At 62.5% G+C, this 16,842-nt stretch carries 16 protein-coding genes and 1 tRNA gene; 11 read left to right on the top strand and 6 right to left on the bottom strand.

Translation table 11 applies throughout. The features are described from left to right. The first annotated feature begins 2 nt into the window (after nucleotides 1–2). Nucleotides 3–836 carry a DUF2145 domain-containing protein gene (locus AB3X39_RS01815; RefSeq protein WP_369415648.1) on the top strand — a complete coding sequence of 278 codons (834 nt, stop codon included), beginning with the start codon at nucleotides 3–5 and terminating at the stop codon, nucleotides 834–836. Here the strand turns inward: AB3X39_RS01815 and AB3X39_RS01810 are convergent. After that, entirely contained in the window at nucleotides 785–1,582 is a 798-nt protein-coding gene (locus tag AB3X39_RS01810) for a helix-turn-helix domain-containing protein (RefSeq protein ID WP_369415647.1), read from the bottom strand. The two genes, AB3X39_RS01815 and AB3X39_RS01810, sit on opposite strands and share 52 nt — an antisense overlap. Nucleotides 1,583–1,726: 144 nt before the next feature. On the opposite strand from AB3X39_RS01810, the gene AB3X39_RS01805 reads away from it, so the two are divergent. From AB3X39_RS01805 to AB3X39_RS01790, 4 genes are all read left to right on the top strand, one after another. Next, nucleotides 1,727–2,578, top strand: a complete 852-nt coding sequence (locus tag AB3X39_RS01805; protein WP_369415646.1) for an amidohydrolase family protein — start codon at nucleotides 1,727–1,729, stop codon at nucleotides 2,576–2,578. Between the two features lie 66 nt (nucleotides 2,579–2,644). Continuing rightward, nucleotides 2,645–4,570 carry an MFS transporter gene (locus tag AB3X39_RS01800; protein WP_369415645.1) on the top strand — a complete coding sequence of 642 codons (1,926 nt, stop codon included), beginning with the start codon at nucleotides 2,645–2,647 and terminating at the stop codon, nucleotides 4,568–4,570. Between the two features lie 6 nt (nucleotides 4,571–4,576). Then, nucleotides 4,577–4,960 (top strand): hypothetical protein, encoded by a 384-nt coding sequence (locus AB3X39_RS01795; protein WP_369415644.1) that lies wholly within the window; start codon nucleotides 4,577–4,579, stop codon nucleotides 4,958–4,960. Nucleotides 4,961–4,964: 4 nt separating this feature from the next. Next, entirely contained in the window at nucleotides 4,965–5,780 is an 816-nt protein-coding gene (locus AB3X39_RS01790) for a hypothetical protein (protein WP_369415643.1), read from the top strand. Here AB3X39_RS01790 and AB3X39_RS01785 read toward each other — a convergent pair. Next, a complete protein-coding gene (locus AB3X39_RS01785) occupies nucleotides 5,726–6,259 on the bottom strand; it encodes a hypothetical protein (RefSeq protein ID WP_369415642.1) in 534 nt (177 codons plus the stop codon). The two genes, AB3X39_RS01790 and AB3X39_RS01785, sit on opposite strands and share 55 nt — an antisense overlap. A 51-nt stretch (nucleotides 6,260–6,310) precedes the next feature. On the opposite strand from AB3X39_RS01785, the gene AB3X39_RS01780 reads away from it, so the two are divergent. After that, a tRNA-Gly gene (locus AB3X39_RS01780) sits at nucleotides 6,311–6,386 on the top strand. Between the two features lie 49 nt (nucleotides 6,387–6,435). Here AB3X39_RS01780 and murI read toward each other — a convergent pair. Then, nucleotides 6,436–7,284: a glutamate racemase gene (gene murI, locus AB3X39_RS01775; RefSeq protein ID WP_369415641.1), complete on the bottom strand. Its 849-nt coding sequence runs from the start codon at nucleotides 7,282–7,284 to the stop codon at nucleotides 6,436–6,438. Between the two features lie 101 nt (nucleotides 7,285–7,385). Between murI and AB3X39_RS01770 the strand changes: the two genes are divergently transcribed. Genes AB3X39_RS01770 through AB3X39_RS01750 form a run of 5 tightly spaced genes read left to right on the top strand, consistent with a single transcriptional unit; the run spans nucleotide 7,386 to nucleotide 12,639 of the window. Further along, a complete protein-coding gene (locus tag AB3X39_RS01770; RefSeq protein WP_369415640.1) occupies nucleotides 7,386–8,135 on the top strand; it encodes an electron transfer flavoprotein subunit beta/FixA family protein in 750 nt (249 codons plus the stop codon). A 2-nt stretch (nucleotides 8,136–8,137) separates the two neighbouring features. Next, nucleotides 8,138–9,085 carry an electron transfer flavoprotein subunit alpha/FixB family protein gene (locus tag AB3X39_RS01765; RefSeq protein ID WP_369415639.1) on the top strand — a complete coding sequence of 316 codons (948 nt, stop codon included), beginning with the start codon at nucleotides 8,138–8,140 and terminating at the stop codon, nucleotides 9,083–9,085. A gap of 46 nt (nucleotides 9,086–9,131) precedes the next feature. Continuing rightward, nucleotides 9,132–10,919 (top strand): acyl-CoA dehydrogenase family protein, encoded by a 1,788-nt coding sequence (locus AB3X39_RS01760; protein WP_369415638.1) that lies wholly within the window; start codon nucleotides 9,132–9,134, stop codon nucleotides 10,917–10,919. Beyond that, a complete protein-coding gene (locus AB3X39_RS01755; protein ID WP_369415637.1) occupies nucleotides 10,916–11,881 on the top strand; it encodes an NAD(P)H-dependent flavin oxidoreductase in 966 nt (321 codons plus the stop codon). Before AB3X39_RS01760 ends, AB3X39_RS01755 begins: the two co-directional genes overlap by 4 nt. Beyond that, nucleotides 11,878–12,639 carry a prolipoprotein diacylglyceryl transferase gene (locus AB3X39_RS01750; protein ID WP_369415636.1) on the top strand — a complete coding sequence of 254 codons (762 nt, stop codon included), beginning with the start codon at nucleotides 11,878–11,880 and terminating at the stop codon, nucleotides 12,637–12,639. The genes AB3X39_RS01755 and AB3X39_RS01750 overlap by 4 nt, the downstream gene beginning before the upstream one ends. Here AB3X39_RS01750 and recJ read toward each other — a convergent pair. Genes recJ through AB3X39_RS01735 form a run of 3 tightly spaced genes read right to left on the bottom strand, consistent with a single transcriptional unit; the run spans nucleotide 12,609 to nucleotide 16,767 of the window. Further along, complete coding sequence (recJ, locus tag AB3X39_RS01745) at nucleotides 12,609–14,405, bottom strand: single-stranded-DNA-specific exonuclease RecJ (RefSeq protein WP_369415635.1); 1,797 nt, start codon at nucleotides 14,403–14,405, stop codon at nucleotides 12,609–12,611. The genes AB3X39_RS01750 and recJ overlap by 31 nt on opposite strands. A gap of 53 nt (nucleotides 14,406–14,458) precedes the next feature. Continuing rightward, nucleotides 14,459–15,457, bottom strand: coding sequence for a hypothetical protein (locus tag AB3X39_RS01740; protein WP_369415634.1), 999 nt, complete (start codon nucleotides 15,455–15,457; stop codon nucleotides 14,459–14,461). Next, entirely contained in the window at nucleotides 15,448–16,767 is a 1,320-nt protein-coding gene (locus AB3X39_RS01735) for a GGDEF domain-containing protein (protein ID WP_369415633.1), read from the bottom strand. The genes AB3X39_RS01740 and AB3X39_RS01735 overlap by 10 nt, the downstream gene beginning before the upstream one ends. Nucleotides 16,768–16,842 lie beyond the last annotated feature (75 nt).

Raw genomic sequence — 16,842 nt, 5'->3', positions numbered from 1 at the left:
CCATGAAAGTCATCAAAACAGACAACACGATGCGTTTCAAGGGCCGCCGTCTGCAATCCGTGGGGTTTGCAGTCGTGATGGCTTGGGCTGTCATGGCCGCATTGCCGGCTCAGGCAGGTCAGCCTTGTGAAGAGCAAAACATGAGTGCTGCTCAGTTGCGCAAGGGCTTGGATTTGGCGGTACGTACGGTGCAGGCCTTGGATGCCACAGGCGCCAAGGTGGCCGTGATTGCCCGTGCTGGGCAGGATTTATCGGCCTATCACTTGCGCTGGTCGCACCTTGGGTTCGTGTATCGCGATGAATCGACCAAGGTCTGGCGCATTGTCCACAAGCTCAACCAGTGCGGTACAGATCGGTCCGAGCTGTTTCGCCAAGGTTTGGCGGATTTCTTTTTCGACAACCCCCATCGCTACCAAGCCGCGATCGTGGTTTTGAAACCTGAAGTTCAAACTGCTTTGCTGCCGGTGCTGCAAGACAACCTGCGCATTGGGATGCTGCACACACCGGCTTACAACATGTTGGCCTATCCATGGGCGACGCGTTATCAGCAAAGCAACCAGTGGGCCATCGAAACCATGGCTTATGCCATGGATCCGGCAGTGAATAGCCGGGACAAGGCCCAAGCGTGGTTGCGCCTGAAGGGGTACGAACCAACCACCCTGAACCTAGATGCCACGACGCGGCTCGGTGCTCGTGTGACCCGCGCCAACGTGGCTTTCGATGACCATCCAGATGCGCGTCGCTACAGCGGCAAGATCGACACCATCACGGTGGACTCAGTGTTTCAGTTCTTGCGCGCTTCGGGTTTGGGCGGTGAGGTGATTGAAGTGCGCTGAGAGGCTGTTTCTGGCCGCTGTAGGTGACGGAAGGGCTCGAACAGCCAAGAGCGCATGCCCATGACCAAGGTGTAGGGGCGCTTTTCGGCGTCGGGCAGTTTTTGATCGAGCAAGTGCTGGCGGGCAAAGTCGTCGGCCACTCGTTGCAGACGCTCGGTCAGTTCGCGGGCCATGCCGTGACCGAGCTGGCCATGCACCAGCATCAGCAGTTCGTGTTCGCCGTCGAAGCCCCCGGCAAAGTAATCAGCCATCACGCGCTCGCGAAAGAACTGCATCACCGGCCCTTGGGGACGCCAGCGCAAGGTCTTGGCCACTTGCAGCTTGTAGCGGTTCAGGGGCCGCAACTCGATGATGCCCAAGCGATCCAGTTCGGCCAGATGGCGCGTGGCTTCGGTCGCGCTCAGGCGATACATGGCCGTCATCTGCTCGAAGCTCCACTGGCTCAGGCAGCAAACTGCCACTAGCAGCAACTTGGGGTCGGCCACCACGGCGCGCTCTTGCGCCAGACTCAGCTCCCGGCGCAGCGGTTGGGTCGCGGCGACCTTGCGCGATAGCTCGGCGAAATCAGTTTTGAGCACGCGGCAGATTTCGTCCACGCGCGACAACGGCATCTCGCCGCCTTGGGCAAACATGCGTTTGATGCTTGACTCGGACAAGCCCAGCTCACGCGCCAGATCGGCGTAGCTGAGCTGGGCGTGTTTGAGTTCGAGCTTGATCAGATCCAAAAGGGTGCGGGTGCTGGGCATGGTCGCCATGGTCGCTGAAAAGTCCCTTGGGATGCTACCGACAGGCGCGTCGTGGGCCACTTGGTGGGTTTTGGCCACGGTGGCGGGTCGAGCGCACCGATCATGCGCGGCATGAATGCCACGGATCGCACAAGGATGGGAACGATGAACCGGCCGCGACGCCATCTTCTTTGCTGCGGTGCGGCTGTCGCTGCTGGTTTGTTCAGTGCGCTGGTGGCCCCCAACACGGCCCAGGCCATGCTGATTCATCCCTGCGAGGAGGGCGGCTTGCCGCCAGCGCTGCGGGAGCATCCCTTGGTCGTACGAGCGTGGGACGGTTTGGATCCAACCCAGCTTTGGGATGTGCATGCCCATCTGCTCGGTACGGGTGATGCGGGTAGCGGTTGCCGTATCCATGAGCAGATGACGCAGTGGTGGCATCCGTTGGAGAGCTTGCGCCGGCGGGTGATTTTGGATGGCGCTTGTGTGCCGCCAGAAGCGCCCAGTGTGGACCGGGCCTATGTGCAGCGTTTGATGCAGTTGACGCAAGATTTTCCCGCTGGGGCGCGTTGGCTTTTACTGGCTTTTGATGAGGCTTGGGACGATCAAGAACCTCAGGCCCGGCCCGACTGGACAACTTTCCACGTGCCCAACGTTTACGCAGCGGAAATCGCCGCCCGCCGGCCGCATCGTTTTGGCTGGGTGGCCTCCATCCACCCCTACCGTGAGGACGCGCTCCAACGTTTGGACGCTGCCATCGGTGCCGGCGCGCTGGCGCTGAAATGGCTGCCGAGCAGCATGAACATTGATTTGCGTGCCCCTCGGCTCAGGCCTTTTTATGCACGCATGGCCGCAGCGCGCTTGCCGTTGATCGTGCATGGCGGTGAAGAAAAGGCGGTGCCAGGCGCGGGTCGCGCTGAGCTGGGCAATCCGCTTTTGGTGCGTGCTGGGCTGCTTGAAGCGCCGTGTTCGCTGGCGTGGTCAGGGGTTGGATCCAGCGGTCTTTGCCACGCGTAGGCACTTTGTGGCCCCCACGGCGTGAGACGATATGCCCATGTTTTCTCAAGAGCCAGTGAGACCTTGATGAGCGCCCACCACGAGCATCCCAACCAGTTTCAGCTGCTGCGTCAGCGGCGGTTTGCGCCGTTTTTCTGGACCCAGTTTTTGGGTGCGGGCAACGACAACCTCTTCAAATTCGCTTTGACGGTGATGATCACCTACCAAGTCCACGTGACTTGGTTGCCGCCGGCGATGGCGGGCTTGGTGATTGGGGCGGTGTTCATTTTGCCCTTCGTACTCTTCTCGGCCACCAGCGGTCAGCTCACCGACAAGCTCGACAAAACCACCGTGATCCGGGCCGTCAAAACGCTTGAAATCGCCATCATGGCGTTGGCGGCGGTGGGCTATGTCAGCCAAAACGTGCCGGTGCTGCTGGTCTGTGTGTTCGGCATGGGACTGCATTCGACGCTCTTTGGCCCGGTCAAATTTGCCTATTTGCCCCAGCACTTGAATGCGCGTGAACTGACCGGCGGCAACGGCATGGTCGAGATGGGCACTTTCGTGGCGATCTTGCTGGGCCAAGTGACGGGCGGCTTGCTGATCGCCTTGCCCGGCATCGGCCCCACCGTGGTGGCGGTGGCGTGTTTGGTGGTGGCGGTGCTGGGGCGCATCACGGCGCAGTACGTGCCGGTCTCCCCCGCGACCGATCCGGGGCTGCGCATCAACTGGAATCCCTTCTCCGAGACTTGGCGCAATTTGAAGTTGGCGCACGAAAACATCGTGGTGTTTCGCTCGCTGCTGGGCATCAGCTGGATGTGGTTTTTTGGCGCGGTGTTCTTGAGCAACTTCCCGGTGTTTGCCAAAGAGGTGCTGCATGGCGACGAGCATGTGGCCTCGCTGCTGCTGGTGGTGTTCTCGGTGGGGGTGGGCATCGGCTCGTTGATGTGCGAGATGCTGTCGCGCCGGCGGGTGGAAATCGGGCTGGTGCCGGCCGGGGCGATCGGCATGAGCGTGTTTGCCATCGACCTTTATTTCTCCTCGCGCGCGCTGCCGCCGGTGGCTCTGCAAACGGTGGCGCAGTTTTTGGCCCAGAACGCGCACTGGCATGTGATGGCCGACTTGCTGCTTTTGAGCCTGTGCGTGGGGCTCTACAGCGTGCCCATGTATGCCCTGATTCAGCTGCGCAGCCAGCCGACGCACCGGGCGCGCATCATCGCGGCCAACAACATCTTGAACGCTCTGTTCATGATCGTGAGCTCCTTGGCGGCCGGTTTGATGTTGAGCGCCGGGGCCACGGTGCCGCAGGTCTTTTTGGCCACCGGCATCGCCAACGCCTTGGTGGGGATCTACATCTTCTTGTTGGTGCCCGAGTATTTGCTGCGCTTCGTCGCCTTCTTGCTGACGCGTTTCATGTACCGCTTTCGCGCCCATGCGGTGCATCACATTCCGGCGGAAGGGGCGGCGATCGTGGTGTCGAACCATGTCAGCTTCGTCGATGCCATCCTTTTGATGGCCGCCAGCCCCCGGCCGATTCGTTTCATCATGGACCACCGCATCTTCAAGGTGCCGGTGCTGGGTTGGATCTTCCACATGGCCAAGGCGATTCCGATTGCACCGCATAGCGAAGATCCTGCGGCCTATGAGCGCGCTTTTGTCGAGGCGCGCAAGGTGCTGGATGAGGGGGACTTGCTGGGGATCTTCCCCGAGGGGGGCTTGACGCCTGACGGTCAGCTCAAAGCTTTCAAGGGTGGGGTGATCAAGATCCTCGCCAGCCATCCCGTGCCGGTGGTGCCGGTGGCGCTGATCAATCTGTGGGGATCATTCTTCTCGCGGGTCGAGGGCCATGCCATGCGTCGCCCCTTCCGGCGCGGCTGTTTCAACCAAGTCGGCATGGTGGCTGGGCCTGCTTTGGCCCCTGAAGGCCTGACGCCGGAGATCTTGCACGAGCGTGTGCAGGACTTGCTCAAAGAAGGCGTGGATGGCATTTGCCCCGTGAGTTTGGACGGTTGATGAGCCATGAGCCGCAAAGCCAGACCCTATCTTTTTTACGACACCACCCAAAGTGTCTGCACCACCTGCCTGCGGCGCATCGAGGCCAAGATCTTGTTCAAGGACGGCAGCGTCTACATGGACAAGTGGTGTCCCGAGCACGGCACCGAGCGGGTGCTGATCAGCGATGACGAGGTGTACTACCGCAGCTGTCGCGAGCAATACCTCAAACCGCCCGACATGCCGCAGCGCTTTGCCACCGAGATGGCGCACGGCTGCCCCTTTGACTGCGGCTTGTGCCCGGATCACATGCAGCATGCTTGCTTGGCAGTGGTGGAGATCACCGAGCACTGCAATTTGCGCTGCCCCGTGTGCTACGCCGAGTCCGGCCCTGAGCGTCAAGTTTGCTGAGCGGTTGGCGCGTTACGCCCCGGGGTTTGAGATCTATCTGCAATTTGATTCGCTGGAGCGCGAGCCCTTGATGCATTTGCGCGGGGCCGATTTACGCCGGGTCCACGAGCAAGCCTTGGCGCGGCTCGATGCGCTGGGGCTTTCGACCACCTTGGTGATGACGGTGCAGCGTGGGGTCAACGACGAGGAGATCGGCGCGGTGATCCGCCACGCCACGCAACACGCCTGCGTGCGCGGCGTGACCTTGCAGCCGGTCTCGGATGCAGGGCGTTGCGAGGGCTACAGCGCCCCCCAGCACCGGTTGACCCTGAGCGAGGTGCGGCGCAAGGTGGTCGATCAAAGCAACCTGTTCAGCGCTGCTGACATGGTGCCGGTGCCCTGCAACCCCGATACCTTGGCGATGGGTTACGCCTTGCGCACGCCTGCTGGCTTGCAGCCGCTGACGCGCTGGCTGGATCCGGCGACGTTGGTGGCTGGTGCGGCCAACACCATCGTCTTTGAGCGTGATCCGGGCTTGCGCGAGCGACTCTTCAAGGTGCTTTCAACGGGGCATTCTCCGGAGTCGAGTGCCAGTTGCTTGAGTGATTTGCTGTGTTGCTTGCCGCAAGTCAACGCGCCGCATCTGAGCTACGCCGATGTGTTTCGGGTGCTGATCGTGCAGTTCATGGATGCGCGCTCGCTCGATATCCGTGCGCTGAAGAAGAGTTGCATCCAGATGGCTCAGCCGGACGGTCGGATGATCCCTTTCGAGGCCTACAACCTTTTTTACCGGGGTGAACGTGCCGAGGCTCGCAGCCAACGGCCGATTCGCTTGGTTTGACGCCGAATCTGGCGCTGAAAGCGGCGTTTCATCAAGCGTCCCAAACGCCAAGGGTGCGATGAGCGCACCTTGAGCAGCAGGGCGTCCTTCCACGGCACCCAGCGCCGGTAAAGGTTGGCGAACCATTGAATGCGCATCAAGGCGGGCTGGGTGAGGATGAAGATGCGGGCCAGCACTGCTGTGCCGACGAGCTTGGCCGCGACGATCACGCCGACACCCAGCACGGTGTGCCCTTGGCCGATGGCCCATAGCGCCAACAGCTTGACCGGCAAAAGCAGGGTGCCGGGCGCAAAAAAAGCCACCAAGGCACCGTAGGGCGGCAAAGCGGCGATGCGGCGTTCAATCCAGCCCACCAAGGGTATGTGGGCCAGCCAGCCCATGAAGCGCATCAAGGGCTCCCAGCCCCATTCTTCGAAGATCACCACCATGGCCAAGAGCAGCCCGAAGGTGTTTTTGATCAGCTTGAAAAAAAATTGCACCAAGACCCCTTGCAAGACGCTCAGATTATCATCTACAATTACGTTCTCTTTGCGGGAATAGCTCAGTTGGTAGAGCGCAACCTTGCCAAGGTTGAGGTCGCGAGTTCGAGCCTCGTTTCCCGCTCCAAACAAAGTTAAAAAGCGTCGCTTTCAAGCGGCGCTTTTTGCTTTCTGGCCTACCTTGGCATGGGCAGCATGCTGACCTCGCAGTCAAAGTCGAGCCAGCGATTGGCAATGTCACGCAATCCCGTCACAGACCCACTGGTGTAAAGCTGCACCGCCAAAGCCCCCCAAGCGGTTCGAGCGTTTGAACTGCGGCTTGAACTGTGGCCTTTGGCGGGCATGGCGAGGTGCAGTCGCTCGGCCTGCCGTGCCACGGCCTCGGCGGTGTCGATCAGCGTCACGTGCGAGCCAAGGGCTGCTTGGATGTGATGGGCGACGAAGGGGTAGTGCGTGCAACCCAGCACCACCGTATCGACTTGCTGCTGGCGCAGCGGCGCGCAACAGGCTTCGACCCGCTCACGCACCGCCAAGGCATCGACATCCCCCGCTTCAATCGCGCCGGCCAAACCGGGGCAGGCTTGCAAGACCAAGGTGGCTTGATCGGTAAAGCTGGCCGCCAGCCGTTGGAATTTTTCACTGCGCAACGTTCCTTCGGTGGCGAGCACGCCGACCCGGCCCTGTGCGCTTTGGGCCACGGCCGGCTTCAAGCCTGGTTCCACCCCGACCACCGGAAGATCGGGCCATTGCGCGCGCAAGCTTTGGGCTGCCACGGCGGTGGCGGTGTTGCAGGCGATGACGAGCACATCGATCTGTTGCTCGACCAAAAAACGGGCCACCACCTCAGAGCGCTGCTGGATAAAAGCATCGCTGCGTTCGCCGTAGGGAGCGTGACCCGAGTCGGCCACATAGATCAACTCGCTTGCCGGGAGACGTTGGCGCAGGGCTTTCAGGACAGATAACCCGCCCAAGCCGGAGTCGAACACCCCGAAGCGAGCTGGATGGGGGCAAGTCGGACGAGTCATGCGCAAAGTGTGATGGGTGCGGCAGTCTAGCCGATGCCTTGGCGGGCACGTAGAATCCAGTTAACGTTAACGTCAACTTGTGAACTTGAGGAGCACGTCGCATGAAGGCATTGGTACCCGTCAAGCGGGTTGTGGATTACAACGTCAAGGTTCGCGTCAAATCCGACGGCACTGGCATGGATATCGCCAACGTCAAGATGAGCATGAACCCCTTTGACGAAATCGCCGTTGAAGAAGCCGTCCGCCTGAAGGAAAAAGGCGTGGTCACCGAGATCATCGCCGTGTCCTGCGGTGTTGCGCAGTGTCAAGAAACCCTACGGACCGCTTTGGCGCTGGGTGCGGATCGGGCCATTCTGGTCGAGACGAGCGAAGAGCTGCAACCGCTGGCCGTGGCCAAGCTGCTCAAGGCGCTGGTGGACAAGGAACAACCGGGTTTGGTGATGCTGGGCAAGCAAGCCATCGACGATGACTGCAACCAGACCGGGCAGATGCTGGCTGCGCTGGCTGATTGGCCGCAAGCCACGTTTGCGTCCAAGGTGGAAGTCGCTGAGGGCCAAGTCAAGGTCACGCGTGAAGTGGACGGTGGTCTGGAAACCGTCTCGATCAACTTGCCGGCGGTCATCACGGCCGACTTGCGCCTCAATGAGCCGCGTTACGTGACGCTGCCCAACATCATGAAGGCCAAGAAAAAGCCGCTGGAAAACATCAAGCCCGCTGACTTGGGCGTGGACGTGACCTCGCGTCTGAAGACCCTCAAGGTCAGCGAGCCGCCCAAGCGCGGTGCAGGCATCAAGGTGGCCGATGTGGCCACGCTGGTTGAAAAGCTCAAGAACGAAGCCAAGGTGATCTGAACATGAGCGCTCTTGTCATTGCAGAACATGATCAAGGCCATCTGAAGGCCGCAACCCTCCACGCCGTGACGGCAGCCCTTGCTTTGGGGGGCGACGTCGATGTGCTGGTCGCCGGTTTGGACGCGGGTGCTGTGGCGCAAGCTGCGGCCCAAGTGGCCGGGGTGAACCAGGTGCTGCACGCCGATGGCGTCGCCCTGAAAGACGGCTTAGCCGAAAACCTCACCGCGCAGATTCTTCAAATCGTGGGCACCGGTGCTACCCGTGCTTACAGCCATGTGCTGTTCGCCGCCACCGCCAGCGGTAAGAACGTGGCACCGCGTTTGGCCGCCAAGCTTGATGTGGCTCAGATCAGCGAAATCACCCGCGTGATCAGCGCCGATACCTTTGAGCGCCCGATCTACGCCGGCAACGCCGTGGCCACGGTGCAGAGCTTGGATGCCATCAAGGTCATCACCGTGCGGACCACCGGTTTTGATGCTGCTGCTGCCAGCGGGGGTGCGGCCTCGGTGGCAAGCGTTGCTGCGGTGATGGATGCGGGCACCAGCCGCTTCTTGGGTCGTGAAGTGACCAAGAACGATCGCCCTGAGCTGACCGCTGCCAAGATCATCGTCTCCGGGGGGCGGGCACTGGGTTCGAGCGACAAGTTCAACGAGGTGCTGATGCCCTTGGCGGACAAGCTCGGCGCTGCGCTGGGTGCCAGCCGCGCTGCTGTGGACGCGGGCTACGCGCCCAACGACTGGCAAGTCGGCCAGACCGGCAAGATTGTTGCGCCGCAGCTCTACATCGCCGCCGGTATTTCAGGCGCGATTCAGCACTTGGCCGGCATGAAAGATTCGAAGGTGATCGTGGCGATCAACAAGGATCCAGAAGCGCCGATCTTCTCGGTGGCCGACTACGGGCTGGAGGCGGATTTGTTCGCTGCTGTGCCTGAGCTGGTCAAGGCGCTTTAAACCACACCATCCCCCTTATCACCCGTTCCCACGAAAGATTCGAGCCATGACTTACCGCGCTCCCGTCAAGGACTTCCTGTTCGGCCTCAAGGAATTGGCCGGCTTGGAGCAACTCACCCAGCTGCCGGCTTTTGAGGCAGCGGGACTCGACACGGCTGCGGCTGTGCTGGAGGAATGTGCCAAGTTCAACGAGGGCGTGGTCGCACCTTTGAACCGCGAAGGGGACATCCACCCGTCGTCGTTTGACGGTGGCGAGGTCCGGACCACACCCGGTTTCAAGGAAGCGTTTGAACAATTCGGGGCCGGGGGCTGGCAAGGCTTGCAACATCCCGAGGACTTTGGCGGCCAAGGCTTGCCCAAAGCCATCGGGGCGGCTTGCATTGAGATGATCAACAGCGCGAATTTGAGCTTTGCGCTTTGTCCGCTGCTGACCGACGGGGCCATCGAAGCGCTGCTCACGGCCGGCTCACCCGAGCAGCAGCAGACGTGGATCCCGCCGATGATCGAAGGCCGTTGGACCGGCACCATGAACCTGACCGAGCCGCAAGCCGGCTCCGATCTGGCGGCGGTGCGCACCAAGGCCGAGCCGCAGCCGGACGGTTCCTACAAGATCTTCGGCACCAAGATTTTCATCACCTACGGTGAGCACGACATGGCCGAGAACATCGTCCATTTGGTGCTGGCCCGGGTGGTGGGTGCGCCCGAAGGCGTGAAGGGCATCAGCCTGTTCATCGTGCCCAAATTCATGGTGAACGCTGACGGCTCTTTGGGCGCACGCAACGACGCGCACTGCGTTTCCATCGAACACAAGATGGGCATCAAGGCCAGCCCAACAGCGGTGCTGCAATTTGGCGACCACGGTGGTGCAGTGGGGTATCTCATCGGCCAGGAAAACCGTGGGCTGGAGTACATGTTCATCATGATGAACGCCGCCCGCTTTGCGGTGGGGGTGCAAGGCATCGCGGTGGCTGAGCGGGCTTATCAAAAGGCGGTGCAGTACGCCCGGGACCGCATCCAGTCTCGGCCGGTCGATGGCTCGCTGCCGGCTGCCGGCCCGATCCTGCATCACCCCGATGTGCGCCGCATGCTCATGACCATGCGCGCTTACACCGAGGGTTGCCGCTCGTTGGCACTGGTGGCCGGGGCCGCCTATGACACGGCGCACCAGCATCCCGACGCCGAGACGCGCAAGGCCAGCCAAGCTTTCTACGAATTCATGGTGCCGCTGATTAAGGGCTACAGCACCGAGATGAGCTTGGAAGTGACGTCCTTGGGCGTCCAAGTCCATGGCGGGATGGGTTTCATCGAGGAAACCGGTGCGGCGCAGTACTACCGCGACGCCAAGATCCTGACCATCTATGAAGGCACCACCGCGATCCAAGCCAATGATCTTGTCGGCCGCAAGACGGCGCGCGACGGTGGTCAAACGGCCCGCACCATCGCCGCACAAATCGAGCTGACCGAAGCCGCGCTCGACGCCCGCGACGCGGCCTCGCAAGTCGTTGCCCAGCGCCTCAAAGCGGCCCGGATGGCCTTCCTTGAGGTGGTGAGCTTCGTCGCCACCCACGTCAAGACGCAGCCCAACGCGGTCTTTGCTGGTTCTGTGCCGTACCTGATGTTGGCTGGCAACCTGATGGCTGGCTGGCAAATGGGCCGCGCCATGCTGGCCGCCCAAGATAGCTTGAACGAAGGTGAGGACACCGCCTTCATGCAAGCCAAGATCGCCACCGCCCGCTTCTACGCCGAGCACATCCTCGTCAAGGTGCCGGGCTTGCGCGACAGCATTGTCCAAGGCGGTGATTCCGCCTGCGCGCTGGCGCTGGAGTCGTTTTGAACACCCTTGCCGCTTGGCTTGGGCGGGCGGCGTTGCCGGTCATCGGTGCGCCGCTGTTCATCATCGGCAACCCCAAGCTGGTGATTGCTCAGTGCACGTCGGGGGTAGTGGGGGCGATGCCGGCGCTCAATGCGCGGCCGGCGGAGCAGTTGGATGACTGGTTGGCTGAGATCACCGAGGCTTTGGCAGCTTGGGATGCGGCGCACCCGGATCAACCGTCCGCGCCCTTTGCCATCAATCAGATCGTCCACAAAAGCAACGACCGGCTGGAGCGCGATTTGGCGCTCTGTGCCAAGCACAAGGTGCCGATCATCATCACCTCGCTGGGCGCGCGCAGTGATGTCAACGCGGCCGTTCACGCTTGGGGCGGGGTGGTGTTGCATGACGTCATCAACAACACCTTCGCCCAAAAAGCCATCGAGAAGGGCGCGGATGGGCTGATCGCGGTGGCGGCTGGCGCCGGGGGGCATGCGGGGGTCAAGAGCCCGTTTGCGCTGATCCAAGAAATTCGCGCCTGGTTTGACGGCCCGCTGGCCCTCTCGGGGGCCATCGCCACGGGGGGCGCGGTGCTCGCCGCCCAAGCTTGTGGAGCCGATTTCGCCTACATCGGCTCAGCTTTCATCGCCACCGACGAGGCGCGCGCCGCCGAGGCCTACAAGCAGTGCATCGTCGATTCGACCAGCGACGACATCGTCTACAGCAACCTGTTCACCGGCGTCCACGGCAACTACCTCAAACCCTCGATCCGGGCGGCCGGACTCGACCCCGATCACCTGCCCGAAAGCGATCCAAGCGCCATGAATTTTGGCGGCGATATCGCTGCCAAAGCTTGGAAAGACATCTGGGGCTGCGGCCAAGGCATCGGTGCCATCGACGCCGTGCTGCCTGCGGCTGAACGGATCGCCCGCCTGCGACGCGAATACGCTGAGGCCCGTTCTCGGTTGATGGCTGCAAAGGGATGATTCGCGATCCGCTGGTTGCCCACGCCGTTCACTACGTTTTCGAGTGGTTGGCCTTGGCTGGCGGGTTTTGGATGTATCGGAGCATTCGTGCGGCCAAAAGTGTCGGGTCGCCGCTGTTGGGTGCCACAGGTTTTCCGGTGGTGGCTGGGTGTTTGATCGGGGCGGGACTGGGTAACAAGCTGGTGTTTTGGCTGGAGTATCCCCATCTGTGGGCCGCGCAGGCCGGCGATATCTCGGTTTGGTTTTCGGGGCAGTCGATTGTCGGCGGCTTACTGGGTGGTTGGCTGGGTGTTGAAGTCGGCAAAAAAATCGCTGGGGTCCGCAGCCGAACGGGTGATGATTTTGTGCGCCCGATTCTGGTGGGCATTTTGATCGGCCGTATCGGTTGTTTTCTGGCCGGCTTGAACGACGGCACCTACGGTCTGCCCACCGAGATGCCGTGGGGTATCGATTTCGGCGATGGCATCCCCCGGCACCCCACGCAGTTGTACGAATGGCTTTTGGCCGCCGCCGCCTTATCCACGCACCGCTGGTGGGCCCAACCCTTGGCCCACGAAGCCGGTTTGGCGTTTCGCGCCCTGATCGCGAGTTACTTGCTCTGGCGCTTGCTGATCGACGCGATCAAACCCGTGCCCTATACCTATCCCTTGGGCCTGAGCGGTATCCAGTGGCTCTGCCTCCTCGGCCTGTTCGCCATGGCTTGCGAGCGCAGCTGGCGGCGCAGTGATCAGGCTCCTGTGGCCTCCACCATCAACTGAATCTTCTGGCGGCCTTGGAATTCGTCGAGGCTCAAGCGGAAGGCGAGGCGGGTGTGGTCGGGCAGGGGTTGGGTGTGTTGGAACCAGATGGCGTCGCGCAGGGTGGCTTGGGGGTCGTCGTCGAGGCGGATCTGGAGTTTGAGGTGGTTTTCGCCGACGCGGCGCTGCGAGACCACGGTCACGTCGTTGACGAACAGCGGCGCTTCAAAGGCTTGGCCCCAGACCTGCGACTGGAGCAGTTGCACGGTTTCGGTGGTGAAGTTTTCGACCGCCAGCGGCCCGTCGGTGAGCAGTTTGCGTTGCAAGGTGGCGGCGTCGAGTTGTTCGAGGCCGATGCGTTCCAGCGCTTCGCGGAAGGTGCCCAAGTGTTCTTCGGCCAAGGTGCAGCCAGCCGCCATGGCGTGACCGCCGAAGCGTTTCAGGACCTCGGGGTGCCGTTTGGCGACCAAATCTAGGGCGTCGCGCAGATGAAAACCGGCAATCGAGCGTCCCGAGCCTTTCAGATGCCCGTCCAGCCCCCGGGCAAGGACGAAGACCGGGCGATGCCAGCGGTCCTTGAGCCGCCCGGCGACGATGCCGACCACGCCTTCGTGGAAGGCGGGATCGAAGATCACCAGCACCGGGGGACGGTTTGGGTCTTGAGCGTGCGTGCTGGGGTCTGAGGCTGCGCTGGCTTGCGGGTCGAGGTGCGCCAGCATGGCGTCGGCCTGTTCGCGCATGCCGGCTTCGACGTGGCGGCGCTCGCGGTTGATGGCGTCCAGCGCTTGCGCCAGTTCAGCCGCCCGGGCGCGGTCGTCGGTGAGCAAGCACTCGATGCCCAAACGCATATCGGCCAAGCGGCCCGCAGCGTTCAGACGCGGGCCGAGGGCGAAGCCCAGGTCTTGGGTGCTGGCGCGGGCGGGATCGCGTCCAGCGGCGGCAAAAAGGGCCGCCAAACCGGGTTGAAGGTGACCGGCGCGCATGCGCTTCAAGCCTTGAGCCACCAGTCGGCGGTTGTTGGCGTCCAGCGCCACCACGTCGGCCACGGTGCCCAAGGCGACCAAGTCGAGCAGGGCGTCGAGCCGAGGCTGGTTGCGGGCGTCAAAGGCACCGCGCTGGCGGAGTTCAGCCCGCAGGGCCAGCAGCACATAGAACATCACGCCCACGCCGGCCAAGGCCTTGCTGGCGAAGGGGCAGTCGGGCTGGTTCGGGTTGACGATCACGTTGGCTGTGGGCAGTTGCACCACGCCGCCCGGGGCTGCGGGTAAGTGGTGATCGGTGACCAGCACCTGCCAGCCGCGCTGCCGGGCGTGCGCCACGCCCTCCAAGCTGGCGATGCCGTTATCCACCGTGATCAGCAGCCCCGGGGCGTCGGCTGAGGCACCTTCCGTCGATCCGAGCGCCAGATCGACGATGGTGGGCGTCAGGCCGTAGCCATGCACGGTGCGGTCGGGCACCACATAGGCCACTTGGCCGGGCCGTGCACCCAGCAAACCCAAGCCGCGCAGTGCCACCGCGCAGGCGGTGGCGCCGTCGCAGTCGTAGTCGGCCACCACCACCATGCGCTGACCGGCTTGCAGGGCGTCAGCCAGCAGCGTGGCAGCGGCTGCGGCACCGAGGAGCTGCGTGGGCGGCAGAAGCTGGCCCAAGCTGTCGTCCAGCTCAGCGGCGTTGCCGACCCCGCGTGCGGCGTAAAGACGCGCCAAGAGCGGATGAACACCGGCTTGCTCCAAGCTCCAAAGAGTGCGTGGCGGGGCATCACGCCGGACAAGGTGGGGAGAGGTCATGGGTGAAGGTGATGGGTCGCAGGGGGTTCAGCGCGTGATCAGATCAAGAGGCATCAAAGGGCCGCCAACAAGGGGCCGACGGGATTCGGTTGCCAGCGCTGCCCCAGGCTTTTGAGCTGATCGAGCCACGAGGGCCGGGGATGGCTGTCAAACGTCTGCGCATGCCGCTCACCGCAAAGCGTGAGCCGGACCTGTTCGCCGCGTTGTACACGGGCCACCAAGTCGGCCATCAACTGGGCGTCCAGCTCGCGCCACGTCTGGCACCACGCGGCCCAGTCACCCGCCAGCAGCGGCGCCCGCAGGGCGTCTTCAAGCTGGACCCTCATGTCGGGTGAGGGTGCTTGCTGGGCTTGGGGGCGGCCGCAGCCGCTGATCCAGAAGGAATTGACGCTCAGCTCACCGCGCGCTTCGCGGGCTTGGTTGACGGGGTGCTCGTGCCAGAGCATTTGCGCTTCGACTTGCAAGCGCCGTAGGCGGCGCGCCACCGGGCGGGTGTCGTGCAACCAAAGATGGATCGAGTGGCCGATGGCGCGGTCGAGCGACGCGGTGGGCAAATCGGCCAACACCGCATGGCGGGTGTACCAGCGCAACGCTGCGCCCCCATCCAGCGGCCAGCCTTCGGCCTCAAAGGAGGGCCGCAGAGCGGCCAGCAAGGCGTGGGATTCTGCGGCGCTGAGGTTCAACCCAGCTGGATCGAGCATGCTGATTTGATCGCTGCCCACATGCCAGTGGCACGGGGTGAGCAGGCCCCAGCCGGTGGCAGCGTCAGTCGTCGCCATCGAGGCCTCAAGAATGCCATCTTGCTGGGCGCTCCGGGCTGCCCAAGGCCAGCGGCCATCCTCGCCGTGCCACCCCAAGGCTTGGGCCAGCACGGTTTCATGCGGGATGCTCAAGCTGTCGTCGTCGCCTTCAAGCCGCCTGCTTGGGCGCATCAGGCCGAGGAGTTGGCGCAGATGGGGCCATTCAAAATGCTGGTGATGCAAGTGAGCCAGCGCAGCGGTACCGGCTTCGGAGGACGCCGAGGCATGGGCTAGGATCAAATTCAAGCCCATGGCACAAAGAGCGTGGTGTCGGGTTCAACGGTGGCGGCGGTGAGATCTTGGATCTCAAGATTGGGGCCACCCAAGCAGACCCGATTGCGACCGCCCGCTTTGGCCGCGTAGAGGGCGCGATCGGCGTGACTGAGTACGGTGTCCAAGGTCAGGCCCGGGTGCATTTCGGCCACGCCGAAAGAGGCTGAGAAGGCGATGCTTTGTCCCTGAGGCGTGGGGGTCTCTGCGATCTCATGGTCGGCGGTGACGTGAATTTGGGTGCTTTCGAGGGCCCGCCGCAGCCGTTCGGCCGCGAAGCCGGCTTCATCGATCCGGGTGCGTGGCAGCACAATCAGAAATTCTTCGCCACCCCAGCGGGCGAGCAAATCGGCCTCGCGCAGCATGCTCTTGAGCGTGTTGGCGGTGCTTCGCAGCACAGCATCGCCAATTTGATGACCAAAGCGGTCGTTGATGCTCTTGAAATAGTCCAGATCCAGCAGGAGCAACGCTGCCGGCTCTTCGTGGCGCCGTTGTGCGGCGATTTCGAACCGCAGCCTTTCGTGGAACGCGCGTCGATTCATCAAACCGGTGAGTTCATCAAAAGAGGCCAAGGTCTTGGTGCGGGCCAGGGCCGCTTCGAGGCGTAAATTGGCTTGGGCAAGGGCCAGACCTTGGGCTTGCTCACGCTGACTGGCTTCGGTCATGGCGGTCAGCAGCCGGCGATTTTCAAGGCCTGCGGTGATGCCCGCCAAACTCTGTGCATGAAGTTGCAAGCCATGAACCAGCGATAGACCCGCGTAGGACACACCACCGGCGAGCAAGAAATGGGTGTACGGATCGTTGTTACCCCAGAGCACCCGTCCTAAAACCACCGACCACATCCCCCAGAGGAAGAAATGCAAGGCCCGGCGGGTGATGGCGGCTGTGTTCATCATGATGCCGCTGACGCCAATCAACAAAATGATCAAGGCATGCGCCGGAAGTTCAGCCCCGATGACATGGGGCAGCATCCACGCCGCCAGACCCCACGTGATGCCGCTGGTCAACAAACCCCATTCCAAGCGATTCAACGCGCCTTGGCCCAGCGCGGTTCGAGGCTCTTGGCTCAGGATCGAGCGACAGAGTTGATGGTTGTAAGCCATGCTGATCAGTCGAAGCACGATGAAGCCACATAACCACTCCCAAGCGACACTGCTGGCTTGGGTGATGCCGATGAGGAGCAGGCCGATGAAGCTGCTTTTGACCGAGATCAGGGTTCGTTCGGCCAACAAACGCAGTTGCACTGCCTGAATTTCAGCCGTGGAGACGCAGGCAGTAGAAGGGGTGGGCATGGTCGTGGGACGGTCTTCGGCATTATCAGCCCTCTAGCGTACAGGTAAGTGGCTTTCGTAGGACCTTAAGGCCAA

This window comes from Leptothrix ochracea (assembly GCF_041083635.1).
Taxonomy (GTDB): domain Bacteria; phylum Pseudomonadota; class Gammaproteobacteria; order Burkholderiales; family Burkholderiaceae_C; genus Sphaerotilus; species Sphaerotilus ochraceus.
Note: the sequence above shows the minus strand (reverse complement) of the source record. Positions and strands in the feature narration are given on the sequence as shown.

Coding starts and splice junctions, on each gene's coding strand:
- recJ (WP_369415635.1), bottom strand. CDS start 14,405: ATGACCTCTCCCCACCTTGTCCGGCGTGATGCCCCGCCACGCACTCTT.
- AB3X39_RS01805 (WP_369415646.1), top strand. CDS start 1,727: ATGAACCGGCCGCGACGCCATCTTCTTTGCTGCGGTGCGGCTGTCGCT.
- AB3X39_RS01815 (WP_369415648.1), top strand. CDS start 3: ATGAAAGTCATCAAAACAGACAACACGATGCGTTTCAAGGGCCGCCGT.
- AB3X39_RS01810 (WP_369415647.1), bottom strand. CDS start 1,582: ATGCCCAGCACCCGCACCCTTTTGGATCTGATCAAGCTCGAACTCAAA.
- AB3X39_RS01760 (WP_369415638.1), top strand. CDS start 9,132: ATGACTTACCGCGCTCCCGTCAAGGACTTCCTGTTCGGCCTCAAGGAA.
- AB3X39_RS01765 (WP_369415639.1), top strand. CDS start 8,138: ATGAGCGCTCTTGTCATTGCAGAACATGATCAAGGCCATCTGAAGGCC.
- AB3X39_RS01770 (WP_369415640.1), top strand. CDS start 7,386: ATGAAGGCATTGGTACCCGTCAAGCGGGTTGTGGATTACAACGTCAAG.
- AB3X39_RS01800 (WP_369415645.1), top strand. CDS start 2,645: ATGAGCGCCCACCACGAGCATCCCAACCAGTTTCAGCTGCTGCGTCAG.
- AB3X39_RS01795 (WP_369415644.1), top strand. CDS start 4,577: ATGAGCCGCAAAGCCAGACCCTATCTTTTTTACGACACCACCCAAAGT.
- AB3X39_RS01750 (WP_369415636.1), top strand. CDS start 11,878: ATGATTCGCGATCCGCTGGTTGCCCACGCCGTTCACTACGTTTTCGAG.
- AB3X39_RS01735 (WP_369415633.1), bottom strand. CDS start 16,767: ATGCCCACCCCTTCTACTGCCTGCGTCTCCACGGCTGAAATTCAGGCA.
- AB3X39_RS01740 (WP_369415634.1), bottom strand. CDS start 15,457: ATGGGCTTGAATTTGATCCTAGCCCATGCCTCGGCGTCCTCCGAAGCC.
- murI (WP_369415641.1), bottom strand. CDS start 7,284: ATGACTCGTCCGACTTGCCCCCATCCAGCTCGCTTCGGGGTGTTCGAC.